A 22487-nucleotide genomic window follows, 5' to 3' on the forward strand; every position below is an offset into this window, starting at 1 on the left:
TTGTCTATCTGAAATTTTGGCCCCGTAGCCAAGTGGTCTAAGGCATAGCTCTGCAAAAGCTTGATCAGCGGTTCAAATCCGTTCGGGGCCTCCAAAATAAAATAAAATATTATCAAAATAAAAAAATAATGTTAAAATTTTTGAAAGTAATTAATTATGAAGTTAAAAAGAAAAAAAAATTTTATAAAAATTTTTTTAATTTCTTCTATTTGTTCTGTTATTATATTACTTATTTTTATATTCATAACAAATCAATTTCACAAAAAAAACACAAAAATGTCTAAACAACAAATTACTGAACATATTATTGAACATAAAAATAAAAAAAAAATTATACAAATTCCTGATCCTCAAGTTTTTCAAATAGGAAAAGAATGGTATAAAGAAGATGAAGAATATGAAGAAGATGAAAAAGATAATGATTTAAATCAATATTGTCAAGATAATTCTGATAATTATATAATAAAAGAAAATCAAAAATCAAAAACTTGTATGATTCACAAAAAATGGTTTTTTTTTGGGATAAACGGATTAGATAATTTTATTCAAAAAATAATAGATAAAAATCAAAAAGAAATAGAAAAATTAAAAAATGATATAGATAGTATTAATATTAATCCAAATATAAATTCAAAAGATTTAGAAAAAATAGAAGAAATTAAAAAAAAAATAGAATTTTTAGGATTAAAAACTTATGGTACATCTTTCTATAATATTATGTCTAAAGAAAAAAAGTATTTATTAGATGAAGATAAAATTCTTATTTTTTGGCCATATGAAAATTATACAGAAAAATTAAAATTACACAAAATACCTGAAAATCTAGACAATAGTTTATATAATACTTTTAATCTTTGGAACGGATGGGAAGATATAGTTTTTTTCAAAAAATCTAAAGAATCTTGGCTTTATAATTTTTTAACAATTAAACAATTAGAAGTAAATAAAGAAAAAATTCTTTTAATAGAATTTAAAGGTCCGAAAGAATTTTTAGAAGATGAAGATGAAATGGATTATTATTTGGGACAACTCATTGTACCTCATTTAGAACAAAAAATTTATAATTTCTACTTTAATCCCGTTTTAAATAGCTTAAGTATATACTAAAACAAAAATTAATTAACCAAATTAATTTTATTATAAAATAAATTTTATTAAAAAAAGATATATATAAAATTAAAATTTATATAAAACTGAATTTAATTTTTAAAAAAATAAACAAAACAAAAAAGACTAAATTTTAAATTTAGTCTTTTTTTTACTTCTAAAAATTTCAATTATTTATATTGATTTCTATAAAATTATTCAATAATTAACTGAATAATCATCTTTGCTGATAGAACTTCTTCTGCCATTATTTTTTCTAGGAGAATTTACGGAATTTAAATTGATTGCTGTTCTTCTTGTTGTTGTAGCTTTATTATCATAATTTAAATTATTTCTGGATAAACTATTTTCTAATTTATTTTTACTTTCTTCATTTTTACGTAAAGGTAAAATTTGATTAATAGTTTGTTTAGCTGTATTAAAACCCTCTTTCAATTTATCTATAGTTTGAGTTGTTTGTTCTAGAAAAGAAATTTTAGAATCAGAATTTTGAGAAATTTTATTTTGGGATGAAGTCGGAATATCACTTGTTGATGGTTGAATTTGTATATTAGGAGAAATATCATTTTCTTCTATTTCATATTCTTCAGAAGGTTCTTCCAAAATTGCTTCTTTATTTTCTAATTCACTCTCATCCACTTCTGATAAATCAGTATTTATATAAAAAACAAAAGAAATAATACCTAATAATATTGCCGAAAATATAGAAATAATAATAATCTTTTTTTTAGAATTAATAAAATGGGTAAACAATTTTTTTTAAAATCTCCAAATCTTTTTATACTAATAAAAAAAAGTTATTTTTAATTTTTTAATTTTTTAATTTTTTAATTTTTTAATTTTTTAATTTTTTAATTTTTTAATTTTTTAATTTTTTAATGTTAAATAATAAATACAAGTCACTAATCATAGTAATAATAACATTTTAAAATAAATAAATACTTTTTTTAATCAAGAAAAATAATAGATGAACTAAAGAATGATATATTTTAAATTATTTTAATTTATAAAAAAATAAAACAACCATTCACAAATAATTATATATTATATTATCGAAAAATTAACAAAAAAAAGTATAAATTTTATATTTTTTATTTTCTTTATATTTTTTTATTTTTTAAAACTCTTAAACCATTTAAAATAACTAAAATAGTACTTAATTCATGTAAAATACCAGCCCATTTAAAAGGAATAGTAATGATAAAATTAGCAATAGATAAAATAAGAATTACTAAAATAGAAAAAATAATATTTTGTTTAATAATTTTATTTAATTTAACTGATAAATTATGAGTATACTCTATTTTGATTAAATCATTTCGCATTAAAATAATATCAGAAAGTTCAATAGCGATATCACTGCCTTCTTGGAGAGTAATTGAAACATCAGAATTTGCTAAAGCTAAAGAATCATTAACTCCATCTCCTACCATAGCTATATTATTATATTTTTGTTTAATATTGTTTATATATTGAAGTTTATCCTCAGGCAAACAATTAGAAAAACAAAGATCTAAATCTAAAAAAGAATTGATATACTCAGCAACTTTTTTATTATCCCCTGTCAACATTATAGTTTTAATTTTATTTTTTTTAAAATAATGAATAGTTTCTTTAGCATTCGATCTTATTTCATCTGATAAAGCAATTCCCATTATAACTTTATTATTATGACTAAAATAAATAACTGTTTCTCCTTTAGATAAAAACTTTTTTGTTTCGTCTTTGATAAAATCAGAAATAAAATAATCATCAGAATCGTAAAAATAATTATATTTACAAACTTTATAAATATTATCATTTTCACAATATTCAATTCCTATACCAATAAAGTTAGTTATATTTATTTTTAAATAATCATTTTTTGGCTTTATTACGTTTTTCAAATATCTTTGTATTGCGAAAGAAATAGGATGATTAGAATTTTTTTCCATCCCAAATAAAATATTTAAATATTCTATCTTTTTTTCTTTTTCCCATGTAAAACAAGAATCAAAAAAGATTTCTTTAACAAAAGGTTTTCCTTTAGTTAATGTTCCTGTTTTGTCAAAAACAATAGCTCTAACATTAGAGAAAACATCTAAAGATTTACCACTTTTGATTAAAATACCTTTTTTTGCTAAATTAGAAATAGCAGATAAAGTAGCAGGAATATCAGCTACTGCTAAAGCACAAGGAGAAGCAACAGTTAAAAAAACCATCATTTTTTTAAAAATATTTCTAAATTTCAAATAATCCAAAATTGAAGAATTAAAATATAAATTAATATATGAGTTATCTAAAATACATCCTACAAAAAGAACTATCAAAACAATAAAAATAACTGTTTTAACATACAAAGGTTCTATATTTTTAATAAAAACAGCTTTTTTAGAAATATTTTTTTTTATTTTTTTACTAATTTGAATAATTTTATTAAAAACAGATTCTTCAGCTGTCTTAGTAATTTTAATAATTAAAGAATTAGTTAAATTAATATTACTACCAAAAACTTTATCACCTATTTTTTTCTCAATAGGCATACTTTCTCCAGTTATATTGGATTCATCTATAAAAGAAGAACCAGAAATAATAATTCCGTCTGAAGGAATTTGATCTCCATTTAAAACAAGAACTTTATCATTTATTTTTAGCTCTTGTATATCTACAAAACTAAATTCACCATCTTTATTTAACAATCTAGTTTTATTTGAAGTAATCTTAAAAAGTTTTTTTATTTCTTTATCACTTTTACTTTCTATATGTTCTTCTAAAAAATTAGCTCCTGAAAAAATAATAATTAATAAATTAGCTTCATTAAATTCTTTTAAATATATTGCCCCTAAAGCTCCTAAAATCATTAATATATGAACATTAGGAGTAAATTTTTTTTTATTTTTAGTATTTTTATAAGTTAATATAAATCCTTCAATAATAATATGATATCCTGAAAGGGCCATAATAATTATTGTACTTATTAATTGTATTAAAAAATTACTATCATATTTTTTGAAAAAAATTTTATTAATTTTAATAAAATTGAAAGGAACAAAACATAAACAATAAACTAAAATACCACAAAAAAAAAGAAGAAAATGTTTTCTTTCGTTTTTTTTCAAATATTGATACAATGTAAATTTCTCCTTATTAATTTTATAGAAAAAAATTATTTTGTGCTGATTTTGTATTCTAATTATTTAATAATAAATATTCAATCATAATTATAAATCTTTAGTTTCTATATGATCTTTGGATCTTTTGATCATTTCTTCAAAATGTTTTTTAATCTTTTCTTCAATTTTATTTCTAATGTGAGAATTAATTGGATGAGCAATATCTAAAAATTTTTGAAAATCTTTTTTCTTATCTTTATCATTTTTTTCTTTATCACTTTTTGTATCATAATCACTATCATAATCACTATCATAATCACTATCATAATCACTATAGTTTTCGTTATCATCAATATTAACATCATCATCTTTATCAACATTATTAGAAGAAAATTCATTTTTAAAATTTAATTCGTTATTTTCTAATGAATCATTTGTGACATGATGTTTGTCTTCTATTTTATCTTCTTTTTTTATAAATTTCGGAATACTAGGCATGGCAATAAAAATGCCTTTATCTCCTTCGATAATTTTTATTTTATGTATCGCAAAAGAATTATCCAATGTTATAGAAGCAATACCTCTTAATCTATTTTGACTTTTATTTTTCTTTCTAATTTTAACAGAAGTAATGTTGAAACTATCATAATCAACATCATTATTCAATTCTACTTCTATTTTTTCATCTGATTTAGAAATCATTTCTTTATAATAATCTGAAATTATTTTTACAATCATGTCTCTAGTTTCTGAATTAATAGGATGAGCAATATCCAAAAAACGTCCTTTTTTAAGTTTTTTTAATTCTGCTTTTCTTTTTTCTAAATTTTCTTTGTCAATATCACTAAAAAATTCGCCTTTTAAAATTAATTCTTCTATTTTTTTTATTTCTTCTTCTTCTTTTTTAATAAATTCTTCTACTTCTTTTTTAAGTTTTTTTCTGATACTAGGCATTCCAACAAAAATACCTTTTTCATTTTCAAAAATTTTTATATTATGAACAACAAAAGCATTATCAAAAGTTATCGAAGCAATACCTTTCAAAAAAAATGGCAATATTCCTCCTTCTCTTTCTTTACTTTTTTTGATTTTAATATAGGTAATTTTCATTTATAGTTTCCCCCATCTTTATTTTTTACCTTATTTTTAAAATTCTATTTCTTACTATTTCTATATTAATATATCTATATATCTACAAAATATTCTATCATATTATTAATGAATATAATTTTATTTATTATTTTATCATTATTAAGTATTTTATTAATCATAAATTTAATTGTTAATAAATGTATGATTAAATTTTAATTTTTTGAGAAGACTTAATATCATATTGATTAAAAAAATTAAAAAATAAAAAAGAAATTTTTTTAAATTCTGCAACATTCATTTGTTCCGCTCGAATATCAATAGAAATTTGATATTTTTGAAAAAAAAGAAAAACTTTATTTTTAGGTAAAGAAAAATAATTGCTTATATTATTTATCAATTTTTTTCTTTTTTGATAAAAAGAAGCTTTTGTAAATAAAAAAAATTCATTTTTTATAAATAATTTTTCTTTCTCATCTAAAGAAAATTTTTTAAATTTTAATATTATTCCATCTACTTTGGGTTTAGGAAAAAACATAGTATTTTTAATATATTTAATTTTAATAATTTTTGTTAGAGACTGTAAAAAAATACTTAAAAAAGAGTTTTTGTGGCCTTCAGATAAAATACGTAAACCCATTTCTTTTTGCATAAGAAAAGTAAATTGAGGGACTTGATCTAAAAATAAAATTTTAAATATTAAAGAAGATGTTATATGATAAGGCAAATTACCAACCATATATACATTTTCTTTTCCAAAATATTGATGAAAATCTTTTATTAAATCTCTTTTCAAAATATCATCATATATAATAAAAATATTATCATAATTACTAAAATCTAAAAAAGGTTTTAAAGAATTATCTATTTCATATGTTAAAACTTTTTTAGCTTTTTGAGCTATTAAACGAGTAAAAATTCCTTTTCCTGTTCCCACTTCTACAACATTTTTATTTTCTACATCTTCTTTTTGTAAAATTGATTTTAATAAATTAATATCAGTTAAAAAATTTTGTCCGTATTTTTTTTTAAATAAATGTTTATGTGTCATTATTTATATAATCTATTATTTTTTTATTTTCTGTAAAAAAATTTAAAATTTTTTTTTTTATTTTTAATTAAACAATTAATAAAAAAAGATTTCTGACTTAGTTTTTGGATTTTCTTTTTGTTTTTTTTCAAAACAGAAATTAAAATATGTTCGCCAGAATTTTTTTTATTTTCATAATAAGTATTCGGACATATTTTTTTCTCTTGAGTATAATAAATAATTTCTTCTTTATTTTTATAATTCATTAAAATTTCTTTTTTTTTATTTAATAAAAAATTATTTTGATCTATACAAAACCAAATATTTCTATTTAAAAAATCTTTACATAAATTAGATAAAATAGAATCTTTTTCTTTATGAAAGTAAAAAATTAAACTGTTTATGTAAAAATCATCTATTTCTAAATAATTATTTATATCTTTATTATTATTTATAAAATCTCTTAAAATTAAAATTATGTCTTGTATTTTAAACAAATAATTATTTTCAATTAAATATTTAATTCTTTGAAAAATTTTTTCTAAAATAATCGAATAACTTATAACTTTCGGATGATAGTAAACTTGATTATACATATGATAACGACTTATCAAGTAATTTTCAATCGAAGAAATACCACTTTGTTTAAAAACAATTTTATCATCTTCGATATCTATAATTCTTATAAGTCTATCAGTATCAATAGAACCATAACTTACTCCTACAAAAAAAGCATCTCTTTTCAAATAATCTAAACGATCAAAATCTAATTGACTAGATAAAAGTTGTTCTATTAGTTTAAATTTACTTTTTTTTTGAATAATAGCAGCTACATCATATTTAAATTCTTCATCAATTTCGTTTAATATAGAATTAATTTCAAAATGAGAAATTATTATTTGAGCGCTCTTTTCTTCATGTTTAGTTTTAAAAATATTTTCAAAAATATGAGAATAAGAACCATGACCAACATCATGTAACAAACAAGAAGTTAAAAGTAATAACTTTGTTCTTAAATGAATTTTATTGTCTAAAAAAAAAGAATTTGTTTCTAAAAATTTTCGCGCCAACTCATAAACCCCTAAACTATGAGTAAAACGGGAATGTTCAGCGCCATGATAAACAATATTAACACATCCTAATTGTTTAATTCTTCTTAATCTCTGCATAACACTAGTATCAACTATTTTTTTTAAAAAAACATAATCAAAATAAATATATCCGTAAATAGGATCTCTAAAAACTTCTGGTTTTAAAAATTTTTCGATTTTTTCTTTTAATTCTTTATTTTTTTTTAATACAAGAAAATTATTCATTAATAATTTAATATCTCTTCTTTCTGTTTTAAAAAATAAAAACAATTTATTTTATTTAAAAATAAAAAAAATAAAATAAAGTTAAAGAACTATAATTTCATCTATTAATTCAACTAAATCTCCGTTTTTTAACAAAAAAGCACTTCCATCATCAGTATCTAAATGACATTCTAAAACAAAATTATCATTAACTCTACATAAAACTTTTCCTAAAATACCTGACTTAATACCTTCTATTTTAATATTTACTGTTTGATTATCTTTAATATTTAATTTTTCTGCATCTTCTTTACTTAAATGTATATGTCTATCAGAAATAATAACTCCTTCTGATATTTTAAATTTTCCTTTTGGTCCGATTAAAGTAGCCATACCTGAATTATAAATATCACCTGAACTCCTAACAGGAGCATTAAATTTATATCTTAAATTATCGCTTTGGCTTATTTCGACTTGATTAAAATTTCTAGCTGGTCCTAAAATTCTAACTCCATGTAAAATCATGCCTGAAGAACTTAAAATATCTATTTTTTCTTCAGCAGCATATTGCCCTTTTTGTTTTAAATTTTTAAATAATTTTAACTGATAATTATTACAACCAAATAAAATATCTATTGTTTTTTGAGTTAAATGAACATGTCTGCCGGATATGCCAACAGGTATTTTTTTTTCAATTAACATAACTGTATTTTAATTCTCCTTTTAATTAAAATTTTTTTAATTTTAACTTAATGTTAAATATCAAAATAGTATATAATAAATAATATGCTTTTTTAATCTTTTTGTTTTGTTTATTTGAATAAAATATTATATTTATTATATTTTGTTTCTTATTATTTTAATTACAAATATTAAATTTTAATTATAAATTGTTGCTTTTAAGCAATTTAAAAAAATGAAGTTGGTTAAAATTTTTATTTATTTTAGAACTTATGTCAAATTTATTCTATATACATTCTATTATAATAATATAATATTAAATTTAAATGTTAAATCATATTATAATATCATATTACTTTAATTATATATTAAAAATTAAAAAAATCATTTACCTGTTTTATTTTCTATTTTAAAACACTTTAAAAAATTAAAAATATTAATAAGAAAGGATTTTGAATTATGAAAGTAGGAATTATAGGATTACCAAATGTTGGAAAATCAACTTTATTTAATATTTTAACCAAATCAAAAGTTTTAGAAGCCAATTATCCTTTTGCTACTATAAATCCTAATAAAGGAGTTGTTTTTGTACCAGAACCTAGATTAGAAACATTAGTTAATATTTTTAAATCTGAAAAAAAAATTCCAACACAAATAGAATTTGTAGATATTGCAGGATTGGTAAAAAACGCTTCTAAAGGACAAGGATTAGGAAACAAATTTTTAGGCCATATAAGAGATGTGGATGCAATTTGTCATGTAATAAGATGCTTTAAAAACCCTGATATTATAAATGTTATAGAAGAAGTAAACCCTTTAAAAGAAATAGAAATTATAGAAACTGAACTAATTTTGTCAGATTTAGAACAAATAGAAAAACGAATAAAAAAAATAAACAAGCAAAAAACCAAAGAAATTTATATTTTAGAAAAAATAAAACAAGATTTATTAAGTCATGAAAAAAAAACATTTTTAACAAAAAACTTAAGTGAAGAAGATTTAAAAATATTAAAAAATTTTAATCTTCTTTCTTTAAAACCAAAAATATATATAGGAAATTTTGGAGAAAAAGATTTAGAAAATTTATCAAACAACATTTTATTTCAAAAAATAAACGATATCAGTCAAAAAAAAAATATACATTTTATTCCGATATGTATAACTTTAGAAAAAATAATGGTTGAATCAGATATAAAAAAACAAAAAGAAATTATAAATTTTTATAAATTAAAAACAAATGTATTACAAGAAATTATCCAAAAAAGTTACGAAATTTTAAATTTAAAAACTTATTTTACAGCAGGTAAAAAAGAAAGTAAAGCATGGTCTTTTTTAAAAGGAATGACAGCACCTGAATGCGCTGGTTTAATACATTCAGACTTTCAAAATGGTTTTATTAAAGCAGAAGTTTTTAATTTTGAAGATTTAATAAAATGTCAAGATTTATTTCATTTAAAAAAAAAAGGTAAAATAAGATTAGAAGGTAAAAAATATTTAGTTCAAGATGGAGATATAATTCATTTTTTCTTTAATGTTTAATTTAAATTAAATTTAAATTATATTATTTTATCTCAAATAAACAAGTTAAACAAGTTTCAATCTACTCTTTTAGGAGAAAAAAATAATGTCTAATAACGATTTTAAAAAAAGTTTAATAATGCCTAAAACTAATTTCCCAATGAAAGCTAATTTAAACGAAAAAGAAATAGAAATTGAATATTTTTGGGAAAATATAAATCTATATCAAAAAAATTTAGAAAAAAACAAAACAAAAGATCTATTTATATTACATGATGGACCTCCTTATTCGAATGGAGATATCCATATAGGGCATGCATTAAATAAAATTTTAAAAGATTTTATTTTAAGATTCAAAACAATGCAAGGTTTTTATGTTCCTTTTATTCCTGGATGGGATAATCATGGTTTACCAATTGAAATAGCTGTGTTGAAAAAAAACAAAGAAATAACAGACGATAATATATTTTTGAATAAATGTAAAGATTTCGCTTTGAGTTTTGTTCAAAAACAAAAAAAAAGTTTTAAAAGATTAGGTATTTTAGCCGATTGGGATAATGCTTATCTAACACTTAAAAATTCATTTATATCTGATCAAATTCGTATTTTTGGAAAAATAGTAGAAAAAAAATTAATATTTAAAGATTTAAAACACGTTTATTGGTCTCCTTTTTTAAATTCTGTTTTAGCAGAATCAGAAATAGAATATAAAAATTATTCCTCTTTATCAATTTTTATAATTTTCAAAATAATAAAATCAAAAGATATTTTTGAAAATGCAAAAATTTTAGTCTGGACTACAACTCCTTGGACTTTACCTGCTAATGTAGCTATATGTGTACATCCTGAAAAAGAATATTATTTATTTTCAGTTTTAAACAATTCAGATAATAATAAATACATAGTATGTGCTAATTTATTAGAAAAATTAAAAGAAAAAATGGAATGGAATAAAATAAAAATAATTAAAAAATTTCAAGGTTCTTTTTTAGTGGGGAAATTTTATGAAAATACTCTTTTTTCAAAAAAAGGAAAAATTATTTCAGATGAATTTGTATCTGATAAAGAAGGTACTGGATTAGTACATATAGCTCCAGGTCACGGAGAAGAAGATTTTATAGTAGGAACAAAAAACAAATTACAAATTTTATGTAGCGTAAATCAAAAAGGATATATGACAGATATAGCAGGAATTTATAAAGATATTTTTTATACAAAAGCTAACGAACTAATTGTTGAAGATTTAAAAACAAAAAAACTTATTTTAAAATCAGAAGTGATAAATCATTCTTACCCTCATGATGATAGAATTAAAAAACCTGTTATTTCTTTAGCTATTCCACAATGGTTTTTAGATATTGACAAAATCAAAAATAATTTATTAGAAAAAATAAAAAAAGTTGAATGGATACCTAAATGGGGTTTAACAAAAATGACTAATATGATAAAAGATAGAAAAAATTGGGTTATCAGCAGACAAAGAAAATGGGGAGTACCTATACCAATATTTTATACTGAGGATAAAAAACCTATTTTAGATTCATCAATAATTTATCACATAGCTAATTTATTTGAAAAATATGGACCAGAAATTTGGTTAAAATGGGATGTTAAGGATTTATTACCTCCTAAATATAAAAACCCTAAAAGTCCAAATAATATTTTCATTAAAGAAAAAGACATAATAGATGTTTGGTTTGATTCCGGAACTAGTTACAGTATATTAAAAAAAATTTCATCCGATTTGGTTTCTTCTGATATATATCTGGAAGGTTCCGATCAATATAGAGGTTGGTTTAATTCTTCTTTAATAACATCTGTAGCTGCTTTTGATAAAGTACCATATAAAAAAGTAATTACTCATGGTTTTGTACTAGATAGATTAGGACAAAAAATGAGCAAATCATTAAATAACGTTATAAATCCTTTAAAAATTATAAAAGAAAAAGGAGCGGATATTTTAAGATTATGGGTTGCAAGTATTAACTATAACATAGATGTTAAATTAGATTCATTAATTCTAAAACAAGTAGAAGAAAAATATAGAAAAATAAGAAATATTTTACGTTTTATGTTAGGAAATTTAAATAATTTTGATTATAAAAAACATTATGTAAATTTTGACAAAAGAAAAACTTTTCATAAAAATTTTATTTTAGAATTTTACGAAATAACAATAGAAATTATTGATTTATATGAAAAATTTAATTTTGAAAAAATAATTAATATAATATACTTATTTATGAGTAATAAAATGAGCTCTTTTTATTTGGATTTTTCAAAAGATATTCTATATATAGAAGAAGAAAATAATAAAGAAAGAAGAATAATCCAATCTAATATATATGATATCATTATAAATGTATTAAAAATATTAACACCCATTATACCTCATACTACATCTGAAGCATATCAATACTTATTATATCCTAACAAAAAAGAAGATATCTATTTAGAAAAATTCCCTTGTAAAGAAGAAATAAAAAATTTAATAAATGACTATATACAAAAATTAGATAAAAAAAAACAAAGCTATAATTTATTTTTTAAATTAAGAGAAATGATACTTAAAAAATTAGAAGAAGCAAGACAAAATAAAATCATAAATAAGTCTTTAAGTGCGAAAATTATTTTAGAATTACCAAATAAATATCTTCAAATATTAAATGATTTAGAAATAAATCAAAATTTTTATCAACTACTAATTGTTTCCCAAATAGAAATAAAACCGTCTGAAAAATTAAAAATAGAAGTATTCAAAGCAGAAGGAAGTGAATGTCCTAGATGTTGGAATATTATTAAAGAAAAAGAAATAAACGATTTGTGTAAACGTTGTATTTCGGTTTTAAAAAATCAAAAAAAATGATTTTTTTATTTTACTAAAAAGGAAAAAATAAAATATGATAAAAAAAAATTTAAAAAAAATTAAAGAAAAAATAGATTTTAAAGTTATTATTTTAGGAATATTTTTAAGTTTTATATATGTTTTATCTGATGCTCTTTTTGTTAGCGGACAATATAAAATAAAAATTTATACTACAGGAATTCATGGAATCGGAGATGCTATTGCAAAAATTTTAAAAGATATAAATAATAAAAATTATCTTTCAAAATTTCCTTTATTATCAAATTATACTCGATATAACGAATTTAATGGTTTTTTTGCTGGAATTTTTTATGGTATAGTAAATATTTTACTATTTTTATTTATAGCTTTTCCTAAATTAGATTATAAATTTAATATTAATTCATTTATAAATAGTTTTGTTTTATTTATCTTTGTAATAATTTTAGCCAAACAAATAAATGGAGATAATGGTTATTTATATAAAATGAAAAATTGTTTTGGATTATTCAAACCAGAAGGAGGTTTTTTGATTTCTTTCATAAGAATTATTTTAACTTCAATAATAGCCGGAATTGCTCATGGTTTTGCTATTAAAATAGGAAGTTCAACAGGAGGAACAGATATAATTGCTAAATATTTATCTAATTATAAAAAAAAAGATATATCTTTTTATATTACTATTTCTAATTTCTTAATATGTTTAATAGCAGTAATTATAATTTTTATTTTTAAAAGAGAATTTGAATGGGAATCTCTTATTTTATCAATAATAAAAATATTAATGACTGGGTATTTAATATATTTTATTAATAAAAAAAAAAATTTAAAAAAATCATAAAAATGATAATAAAATGAAAAATATTTTATTTAAATTTGAATTTTATTTAAAAAACGAATTATTATTATCTAATAATACTGTACATTCTTATATTAGTGACTTAAAACAATATTTAGATTTTATGCAAAAATATTTCAAAATATTTTTTGTTGATAAAATAAACCAAGAACAAATCTCTTTTTTTTTATCATATATACACAAAGAATATAAATTAAGTAGCAAAACTTTAGCCAGAAAAATAATTGTAATCAAAAAATTTTATTCTTTTTTAATTTTAGAAAAAAAAATTAAAAGTAATATAACCCAAAATATAAAAATACCTAAAATAAATAAAAATTTACCTTTAGTATTATCTTTAGAAGAAGTTTCTTTATTTTTAAATAAAATAAATATAAAAAAATCTTTATTAGAATTTAGAAATAAAGCTATTTTTGAACTAATGTATGGATCTGGACTAAGAATAACAGAACTTTTAAATTTAACTTTGGAAAATTTAAATTTAAAACAATTAAGTATTAATATCATAGGTAAAGGAAATAAAGAAAGAATTGTTCCGATAACTAAATATTCTAGTAAAACATTAAATCATTATTTACAAAAAATTCGTCCTTTTTTATTAAAAAAAAACAAAAAAATTAATTATGTTTTCTTAAATAAAAAAGGAGAAATTTTATCTCGTCAAGGTTGTTATAAAATTTTCAAAAAAAAATTAAAAATGACTAATTTAAAATTAAATTATTCTCCTCATACAATGAGACATTCTTTTGCTACTCATTTGTTAGAAAACGGAATAGATTTAATAACTTTACAAAAAATATTAGGACATAAGGATATTTCAACAACTCAAATTTATACTCATATTAGTCAAAAATACTTAAAAAAAATATACTTTAAACACTATCCAAAAATAATAATAAAAGATTTCAAAAAAAAGATAAATTTTAAAAATTTTAAAAAAAATAAATAAAATTAAATATGAAAGAAAGAAAAGGTTTTTATTTTTGAGAATATATAATTTAAATTTATTTTTTTATAAACAAGATTTTTTTAAAGAAAATAAAAAAAATATCTTAAAAAAATTTTGCGATAAAAATAATTATTTTTTTGTCAATTATAAACTTGAAAAAGAAAATTATAAAAATATTATCCAAAATATAGAACAGGAATTATATACTAGTTCATTTTTTTTTAATAAAAAAATTATCTTTATCGAAAATATATCTTTATTATTTAATAATGAAAATAAAAATCATATCAATTTAGAATTTCTATTTAATTATTTTTCAAATCCACGTAAAGATATTTATCTTTGTTTAACAGAAAAAAAAGATATTTTTCCTCTAAATATTAAAAAAAAATTAGAAAAAAATTTTTTTATTCATGAATTTAATCAAATTGAAACAAAAGAACTAATATCATATATATCTAATTTATTTCAAAAAGATAATTTTATTATAAAAAAAAGAATTATATATAAAATAATTGAAAAAACTTATGGAAATTTACTTTTGTTAAATCAAGAAATTAACAAAATCAAAATTTATTTTCATGATATTCATAATAAAAACATTAATGATGAAGAAGATATTATCGAAGAATTAGTATACTCTGAAAATAAAAATATTTTTTTATTAATCAACTCAATTTTAGAAAAAAATAAATTAATAGAAAATTTTTTTTTATTCAAAAAATTAATTCATCAAAAACAAAATTTCACATTCACAATCAACCAAATTTTAAAAAAAATGAAAGATATTATCTTAATAAAAAATTTAATAAAACAAAAAAAAAATAAATATAAAATAACACATATTCTAAATTTATCCATAAATGAAATTGAATTTTTAATATCAAAAACAAAAAAAATTGATACAAAAAAAATAAAAAATTTATTTCTATTTTTTATTAAAATATTTTATGAAATAAAAAAAAAAAAAATATTAAATAAAAAAAGTTTAGAAATATTTATTTTAATCGAAATTATCAGAAATAAATTTTTTTAATTTTTGAAAAACATTAGTATCACCCATTCTTATTATTTTAAAATTAACAATATCAAAAACAGTAGAAGAAATTCCAGATGAAAAATTTTTTTTATTATCATAATAAATATAATCTACTTTATTTTGGTATTTTTTTTTAATTTCATAATAATTATTTAAAGCAGGTTGTCCACTAAAATTAACAGATGTAGTTCTTAAAGGTCCTTCTTTTTTTAAAATTTTTAAAGCTAATTTATGGTTAGGAATTCTAATTCCTATTTTTTTTTCTCTTTCAAAAATAAAACAAGATGGATTTACAGGAACTATTAAAGTGAGAGGCCCTGGCCAAAAAAAATTAGCTATTTTCAAAATTTTATCATTTATCAAAACTATTTTTTGAATTTCTTTCAAAGAAGAAAATAAAACAGTTATCGGTTTATCCAAATTTCTTTTTTTAATCTGATAAATTTTATTCAAACTGTCTGTATCACTAATTTTGGTGGCTATACCATAAACTGTATCTGTAGGAAAAATAATAATTCTTTTTTTCATTTGATTCTTTAATTTATCTCTAATTTTAAAATTCTTTTTTTAATTTATTTTTGTTAAATTCTTCTATTAAAGGTTCTATAATAAAATTTATTTTACCTTCCATAAAAAGATCTAACTTATAAAAAACTAAATTAAATCTATGATCTATAATTTTATTTTGAGAATAGTTATAAGTTCTGATTTTTTCGCTTCTTTCTCCTTTTCCAAATATTTTTTTTTTAATAATATTTTTTTTCTCATTTTGAGAATTATTCATCTGATAATATATTCTGTTTTTTAATAATTGAAAAGCTTTTTCTTTGTTTTGATGTTGGCTTTTGGCAATTTGACAAGCAACACTTATTTTAGTCGGTAAATGAGTTAATCTTACAGCAGATTTAGTAGTATTAACAGATTGTCCTCCTGGACCGCTAGCATTAAAAGTATCTATTCTAATATCTTTCCAATTTAAATCTAAATTTACTTTTTTTTGTTCAGGAATGACAGATATTTTGACTGTAGAAGTATGTATTCTTCCTTGTTTTTCAGTTATAGGAACCCTTTGAACCCTATGTATTCCTGATTCATATTTCAAAAAGGAATAAATATCTGTTCCATACATCATAACTGCTATAGAAGAAATACCATTTTTAAAACCTAAATTCAAATTAATAGTTTCTGTTTTCCATTTTTTACTTTCAGCATATTTCATGTAAGCTCGCAACAAATCACTAACAAAAAGATGAGATTCATTACCTCCAGCCGCTCCTTGAATTTCCATAACAATACCTTTATACTCTTCTTCTTCTTTTAAAAATATCTTATTTTTAATTTTTTTAATTATATCTTGTATTTTATTATCTAAAATTATTATTTCTTCTTTAGCTAAAAAAATTAATTCATTATCTTCTTTTTTATTTTTAGTTAAAATTTCTTTTACTTTTTTTTTTTCTTTTTTTAGAAAAATATACTCATTATAAAGAGAAATAATTTTTTCTAAATTATTTATTTTTCTTAATAATTCAATATTTCTGAAATCATGAGGATTATCAGAAATCTTTTTTTGTAATGATAAATATTTCTTTTTTATAATTTCTATTTCTTCAAACATTTTTATTTTTCTCTTTCACAAAAATATTGAATTAGATTAATTAAATTTCTTTATTTAATTCTATTTCGTAAAATAACAAACAATTAGAATCAAAATTGAATGTTTTTGTACTTGTAGCCCCTTGTCTATTTTTAGCAATAATTAATTCTGTATAACCTTTTATATTATTATCAATTTCGTTTGTTTCGTTTTTATATTTATTATAATAACCTTTTCTATATAAAAACATAACAATATCAGCATCTTGTTCAATACTACCAGAATCTCTTAAATCAGACAAAATCGGTCTCTTATCTTCTCTTTTTTCTACTTCTCTAGATAACTGAGACAAAGCGATAACAGGAACTTTTAATTCTCTAGCCATTTGCTTTAAACTTTTAGAAATATCAGATACTTCTTCTTGTCTATTAAAAAAATGACTATTAGATTTGCTAGGTTTCTTAATTAATTGTAAATAATCAATAATAACTATATCTAATTTATTTTGATTTTTAAGTTTCCTACATTGAGAAATAATATCTAAAATATTGACTGTAGTAGTATCATCAAAATAAATATTCAATGTTTCTAATTGATAAATAGAAGCATTTAATAAATTTATTTGTTTTTCGCTTAAAATTCCTAATTGAATATTCTTATGTGGTATTTCGCTTATAAAACTTAACATTCTTGTTCCTAATTGTTCATTAGACATTTCTAAACTAAAAATAGCTACAGAAGCTTTTGAATTTTTGTTTTTTTGAGCAATATTAACAGCTATATTCATCATAAAGCTACTTTTTCCCATAGAAGGACGAGCTGCTAAAATAATTAATTCTTCTGGTTTAAAACCTAAAGTAATTTCGTCTAAATTTTCATAACCGCTACTTAAACCAATAATGTTATGTTCTCTCCTGATATTTATGGTTTTTTCTTTTATTTCTTGTAATAAACTATTAATTCGAATAAAATGACTACTTTTTTTTTTTTGAGAAATTTGGAAAATTTTTTCTTCAGCAAAATTTAAAAAACTTTGAGAATCTATATCATTATTATTAATTCCATCATGAACAATAGTTGAAGCTGCATTAATAATTTCTCTTTTCAAAGAAGCTTCTAGTAAAAATTCAATATAATTATCTAAATGATAAATAGAAGGAAAAAGACTACCTAACTTAATTAAATAATCTCTTCCGCCTTCAATATATTTTTTTTTTTCTTCTAAAAAAATATAAACAGAATAATAATCAATTTCTTTTCTTTGATAATAAAGTTCTTTCATAGCTAAATAAATATATTGATGGTCTATATTAAAAAAATCACTAACTTCTAAACGATTAACAATATTAATAATTTGTTTTGGATCTAAAAAGATAATACCTAAAATAGATTGTTCTGCTTCTAAATAATAAGGTAATTTAAAATTTTGATTCATATTTTTTATTTACACTTTATCTTCATTATTATTTTCTATAACATTAATATAAAAAAAAGAAATTATTTCTTTATCTAAAACAACATTAACCTTATATTTTCCTATAGAATTAATTTCACCACTATCTAATGAAATTTTTTTACTATTTATTAAAATATTATATTGATTATAAAACATTTCTGCTATTTGATTTAAAGTTATTCTTCCATAAATTTTTCCTTTAGGACCTATTTTTACTTTTATATCTATTTCTTTATTATCTATATCTTTTTTCATTTGTTTCAATAAACTAATATGTTTAATATGTTCTTCTGCTTGTTTTTCTTTTTGTTCTTGTAATTTTTTTAAATTTTCTTTATTAGCTAAAATTGCTTTTTTATCTTTAATTAAAAAATTACCATAACCAGGATTTACTTCGATAACATCATTTTTATTTCCTTTATTTTTTATATTTTCTAATAAAATAATTTTCATATTTTTCAAATTTCCTTTATATTCTGCTAAAATTATATTTTTTAATTTCATAGTTACTTCTTCAATATTATTATTTTCTATCTGAGTAGCAGCACTATTGATATGACCTCCACCACCCATTTGTTCCATTATTATTTGAACATTAAAATCATTATAAGACCGAGCACTTATTCCTATTAAATTTTCTTGTAACTTACAAATAGTAAAAGCAGCGTCTATATTTTTAATATTCAAAAGAGTTTCAGATACTGAAGATAAAAAAGATCTACTTTTATAAATTCTATCACTTTTAACAATTGCATAATTTTTCATATAAATCTCAACTTTAGAAATTAAATCATTAATTTCTAAAATTTTTTCAAATTCTTTTCTTAACCAAAACTTTACTTTAGTACCATCAGCTCCTTGTGAAATTAATTGTGAAGCTGCTTCTAAAGTTCTAGGACTTGTTCTATAAATAAAATAATTAGTATCTATAATCATACCACCATACATAATGGTAGCTTCTAGAGGTGTAATATCTATCTTTTTATTTAAAAAATAAATCAATTCTATTAACATTTCTGTCGTTGAAGAAGAAGAAGAATTTATATAAGAAAGAAGTGTATTTTGAATGACCTCTTCAGTGGATCTATGATGATCAATTATAATGATATTAGAAGTTAAATTCAATAAAGAAGGACTATGAATAATATTTTTATTTTGTGTATCTAAAATAATTAATAAGGAATTATCATTAATTATTTTTTCTGCTTGTTTAGTAGTAATAATTTGTCTTGAAATTTTATTATCCTCTTTTAATATTTCCTGATAAATAAACTCAAAATTTTTTTCCATTTTTTCTTTATCCAAAACTAAATAATGTTTATAATTATCATTAATAGCTAAAGCAATTTTGTAAAAAGCAATCATAGAACCAAAAGAATCTAAATCAGGATAAATATGTCCCATAATAAAACAACTATTTTTTTTTTCTAAAAAATCCTTTATTATTTCAGCATTAACTCTAACATAAACTTTAGAATCTTCACTTAAGGAAATTTGAGTAGCGCCAAAATACTTAATTTTTTGATTTTCAATATCAACCACAACTTGATCTCCGCCTCTTTTTTGAGCTAATTCGATAGCATTTTGAGCATGAGAAGCTAATTGATTATAATTAGAATTATAACAAGCTACACCCATAGAAAGAGTGATTTTTAACTTATATTTATTAGAAATATTACGAATATCTTTTAAAATAGAAAATCTATCTTCTATCATTTTTTCTAATTGTTGTTTATTCAACAAAAGTAAAAACTTATCATCTGTAAATTGTTTTAAATAACCTTCATATATTTCATTAAAATTATATAAAACACTAAAATATTCTACTTTAATTTGTGATTGTTCTGAAAGATCACAATTTTTTAAAGAATTTTCAAAATTATCAAAAGATAAAAAAACTAACACAGAAGTTTTTTGATTATAAAGATTTTTAATTTTTTCTCTTTCTGTTACATTAAAAAGATAAAAAACATTAAATTCTTTTTTGTATATACAATCAAAACTTTCAGAATCTAAATTCAAAATGATTTTTTTTTTATCTGATTTTAAAATATCAAACATCTGGTTATTAAATTCTTTTAAAGATATATTTATAATATTTGATATTTTAAATATTTTTTTTGCATAATTATTCAACCATTGAACTTCTTGTGAAATAAAATCTATAACAACAATACCTATAGGTAATTCATTAAAAACCTCTTCTCCTATATCATTAACATAATAAGATAATTTAGACCATAAATTAAGCCTGTTTTTTAGTCTTATAATTTCAAAATGTTTTTGAAAATTATAATATATACAAATAAATATACAGACAAGAATTATTTTTCCAAAAATACTAATAAATAAAGAAAAAATAATTGCTTTAATTTCTTCTAATGCTTGATTTGGTTTTTTAATAATTTCTTTAATCCAACTGATATCAAAATATACAGTATGCAAAATAAAAGAAATAAAAATTACAAAAAATATAATGTATCTATTTTTTTTTTTGAATAATCCAAACATTTTATTTATATAACTCATTTTCTATTAATTATAGATTCATTTAAATTAAAAAAATCTTAATTTATGTAAATTTAATATATAGAATATAAAAAAAATAAACAAGATTTAAAATTAAACTAACTTTTTTCTTGTTTATCTTCTTCACTTAACCACAAAAGGTAACAAAGCCATATGTCTAGCTCTTTTAATTTCTCTTGCCAAAATTCTTTGCCATTTAGCAGATGTACCAGTTGTTCTACTTGGTAAAATTTTACCTCTATTGGTAATAAATTTACTTAATAAATCGATATCTTTAAAATCAATATAACTAAAATTATTTTGTGTAAAAAAACATACTTTTTTACGCTTTTTAAAATATTTTTTTATTTGTTTCATTTTTGTTTAAAACCTTTTTAGAATAATATTTTAAATTATTTTTTTAATAAAAAAAATAATTTAAAAGGGCAAAATATCTTCTTCTTCAATATTTATATCTTCTGAGTTTGTTTCTTTTTCTTTATCTATATCTATATTTTTATCAAATTTGGAATTACCATTTTCTTCATTAAAACGGCTATTTTCATAATTATTATTAAAATTATTATCTCCTTGTTGTTTGTTAATATTTTTTCTGGATTCTAAAAAATAAATTGAATTACAATATATTTCAGTAGAATAACTTCTTTGATTATGTTCATTTTCAAAAGAATTAACACGAATATTACCCTCGATTCCTAACAAAGACCCTTTAGATACATATTTAGCTAAATTTTCAGCTTGTTTACGCCAAACAACACAACGAATAAAATCTGTTTCTTTCTTTCCTAATGAATTCATAAAATTTCTATCAATAGCTAAAGTAAAACGAACTAAAGGTATATCCTCATTAACAAAAATCAATTCAGGTTCTTTAGTTATTCTTCCTACTAAAATAGCTTTGTTTATCATATTTCATCCCCTCTCTATTAATCAAAATAAAACGAAGAATTTCCTCTGTAACATTAGCTTTATGATTAAACTCTTTAATAATATCGCTATCAGCTAAAACTAACAAAGAATTATAAAAACCTTCTTCAAATTTTTTTATTGGATAAGCTAATTTTTTTAATTCTGCTTCTTTAGATTCAACAATACTTCCTTTTTTTTGGGAAAAAATATTTTTAATTTCATCATTAATATTCTTAATAGTTTCATCACTCAATTTTGGATTTAAAATATACATTATTTCATATCTTTTCATCATAATTATTTTAGTTAATAAATTTCCTCCTAAAAGACTCTCTTCTCTATTTCTATTTTTTTATTTAAAATTTAAATTATTGATATTTAATCTTCTTTAACGATTAAACCATTACCATGAATAATTAATTAAATTAATTCAACATAAATACTTTTCGATCATCACGATATTGAACTAGGTTAATTTTATCAGATAAAAAA

General features: G+C 19.9%; 19 protein-coding genes and 1 tRNA gene. 7 read left to right on the plus strand and 13 right to left on the minus strand.

Annotated features, from left to right (window positions below; all coding sequences use genetic code 11):
• Window positions 1–18: 18 nt before the first annotated feature.
• Together F1741_RS00810 and F1741_RS00815 are read left to right on the plus strand one after the other, a co-directional pair.
• Window positions 19–94 (plus strand) — tRNA-Cys (locus F1741_RS00810).
• A 62-nt stretch (window positions 95–156) separates the two neighbouring features.
• Window positions 157–1107 carry a hypothetical protein gene (locus tag F1741_RS00815; RefSeq protein ID WP_152309712.1) on the plus strand — a complete coding sequence of 317 codons (951 nt, stop codon included), beginning with the start codon at window positions 157–159 and terminating at the stop codon, window positions 1105–1107.
• A 198-nt stretch (window positions 1108–1305) separates the two neighbouring features.
• Here F1741_RS00815 and F1741_RS00820 read toward each other — a convergent pair whose 3' ends face one another.
• From F1741_RS00820 to pduL, 6 genes are all read right to left on the minus strand, one after another.
• Window positions 1306–1860 (minus strand): hypothetical protein, encoded by a 555-nt coding sequence (locus F1741_RS00820; protein WP_152309713.1) that lies wholly within the window; start codon window positions 1858–1860, stop codon window positions 1306–1308.
• A gap of 347 nt (window positions 1861–2207) precedes the next feature.
• Window positions 2208–4217, minus strand: a complete 2010-nt coding sequence (locus tag F1741_RS00825; RefSeq protein WP_244609557.1) for a heavy metal translocating P-type ATPase — start codon at window positions 4215–4217, stop codon at window positions 2208–2210.
• Window positions 4218–4307: 90 nt separating this feature from the next.
• Window positions 4308–5309, minus strand: coding sequence for a septation protein SpoVG family protein (locus F1741_RS02325; protein ID WP_152309715.1), 1002 nt, complete (start codon window positions 5307–5309; stop codon window positions 4308–4310).
• Between the two features lie 187 nt (window positions 5310–5496).
• Window positions 5497–6339, minus strand: a complete 843-nt coding sequence (gene rsmA, locus F1741_RS00835; protein WP_152309716.1) for a 16S rRNA (adenine(1518)-N(6)/adenine(1519)-N(6))-dimethyltransferase RsmA — start codon at window positions 6337–6339, stop codon at window positions 5497–5499.
• A 23-nt stretch (window positions 6340–6362) separates the two neighbouring features.
• Window positions 6363–7634, minus strand: a complete 1272-nt coding sequence (locus F1741_RS00840; RefSeq protein WP_152309717.1) for an HD domain-containing protein — start codon at window positions 7632–7634, stop codon at window positions 6363–6365.
• Between the two features lie 81 nt (window positions 7635–7715).
• Window positions 7716–8309, minus strand: coding sequence for a phosphate propanoyltransferase (gene pduL, locus F1741_RS00845; protein WP_152309769.1), 594 nt, complete (start codon window positions 8307–8309; stop codon window positions 7716–7718).
• A gap of 444 nt (window positions 8310–8753) precedes the next feature.
• Between pduL and ychF the strand changes: the two genes are divergently transcribed.
• From ychF to holA, 5 genes are all read left to right on the plus strand, one after another.
• Complete coding sequence (gene ychF, locus F1741_RS00850; RefSeq protein WP_152309718.1) at window positions 8754–9833, plus strand: redox-regulated ATPase YchF; 1080 nt, start codon at window positions 8754–8756, stop codon at window positions 9831–9833.
• Between the two features lie 85 nt (window positions 9834–9918).
• Window positions 9919–12678 (plus strand): isoleucine--tRNA ligase, encoded by a 2760-nt coding sequence (ileS, locus tag F1741_RS00855; protein WP_152309719.1) that lies wholly within the window; start codon window positions 9919–9921, stop codon window positions 12676–12678.
• A gap of 34 nt (window positions 12679–12712) precedes the next feature.
• Window positions 12713–13498, plus strand: a complete 786-nt coding sequence (locus F1741_RS00860; protein WP_152309720.1) for a YitT family protein — start codon at window positions 12713–12715, stop codon at window positions 13496–13498.
• A 13-nt stretch (window positions 13499–13511) separates the two neighbouring features.
• Complete coding sequence (locus F1741_RS00865) at window positions 13512–14465, plus strand: tyrosine recombinase (protein ID WP_152309721.1); 954 nt, start codon at window positions 13512–13514, stop codon at window positions 14463–14465.
• 34 nt (window positions 14466–14499) lie between these two features.
• On the plus strand, window positions 14500–15501 hold the full coding sequence (holA, locus tag F1741_RS00870) for a DNA polymerase III subunit delta (RefSeq protein WP_193310872.1): 1002 nt from the start codon (window positions 14500–14502) through the stop codon (window positions 15499–15501).
• On the opposite strand, the gene F1741_RS00875 is transcribed toward holA, so the two are convergent.
• The 7 genes from F1741_RS00875 to rpsF form a co-directional block, all read right to left on the minus strand.
• Window positions 15469–16032, minus strand: coding sequence for an L-threonylcarbamoyladenylate synthase (locus tag F1741_RS00875; protein ID WP_152309723.1), 564 nt, complete (start codon window positions 16030–16032; stop codon window positions 15469–15471). The two genes, holA and F1741_RS00875, sit on opposite strands and share 33 nt — an antisense overlap.
• 25 nt (window positions 16033–16057) lie before the next feature.
• A complete protein-coding gene (locus tag F1741_RS00880; RefSeq protein ID WP_152309724.1) occupies window positions 16058–17122 on the minus strand; it encodes a PCRF domain-containing protein in 1065 nt (354 codons plus the stop codon).
• Window positions 17123–17162: 40 nt separating this feature from the next.
• Entirely contained in the window at window positions 17163–18536 is a 1374-nt protein-coding gene (dnaB, locus tag F1741_RS00885) for a replicative DNA helicase (protein WP_152309725.1), read from the minus strand.
• Between the two features lie 9 nt (window positions 18537–18545).
• Window positions 18546–21068: a 50S ribosomal protein L9 gene (rplI, locus tag F1741_RS00890; RefSeq protein ID WP_152309726.1), complete on the minus strand. Its 2523-nt coding sequence runs from the start codon at window positions 21066–21068 to the stop codon at window positions 18546–18548.
• A 141-nt stretch (window positions 21069–21209) separates the two neighbouring features.
• Complete coding sequence (gene rpsR / locus F1741_RS00895; protein WP_152309727.1) at window positions 21210–21443, minus strand: 30S ribosomal protein S18; 234 nt, start codon at window positions 21441–21443, stop codon at window positions 21210–21212.
• Window positions 21444–21503: 60 nt separating this feature from the next.
• Window positions 21504–21995, minus strand: a complete 492-nt coding sequence (locus F1741_RS00900; protein WP_152309728.1) for a single-stranded DNA-binding protein — start codon at window positions 21993–21995, stop codon at window positions 21504–21506.
• Entirely contained in the window at window positions 21958–22287 is a 330-nt protein-coding gene (rpsF, locus tag F1741_RS00905; protein ID WP_152309729.1) for a 30S ribosomal protein S6, read from the minus strand. Before rpsF ends, F1741_RS00900 begins: the two co-directional genes overlap by 38 nt.
• Between the last annotated feature and the right edge of the window lie 200 nt (window positions 22288–22487).

Source organism: 'Cynodon dactylon' phytoplasma, assembly GCF_009268075.1.
Taxonomy (GTDB): Bacteria; Bacillota_I; Bacilli_A; order Acholeplasmatales; family Acholeplasmataceae; genus Phytoplasma; species Phytoplasma cynodontis.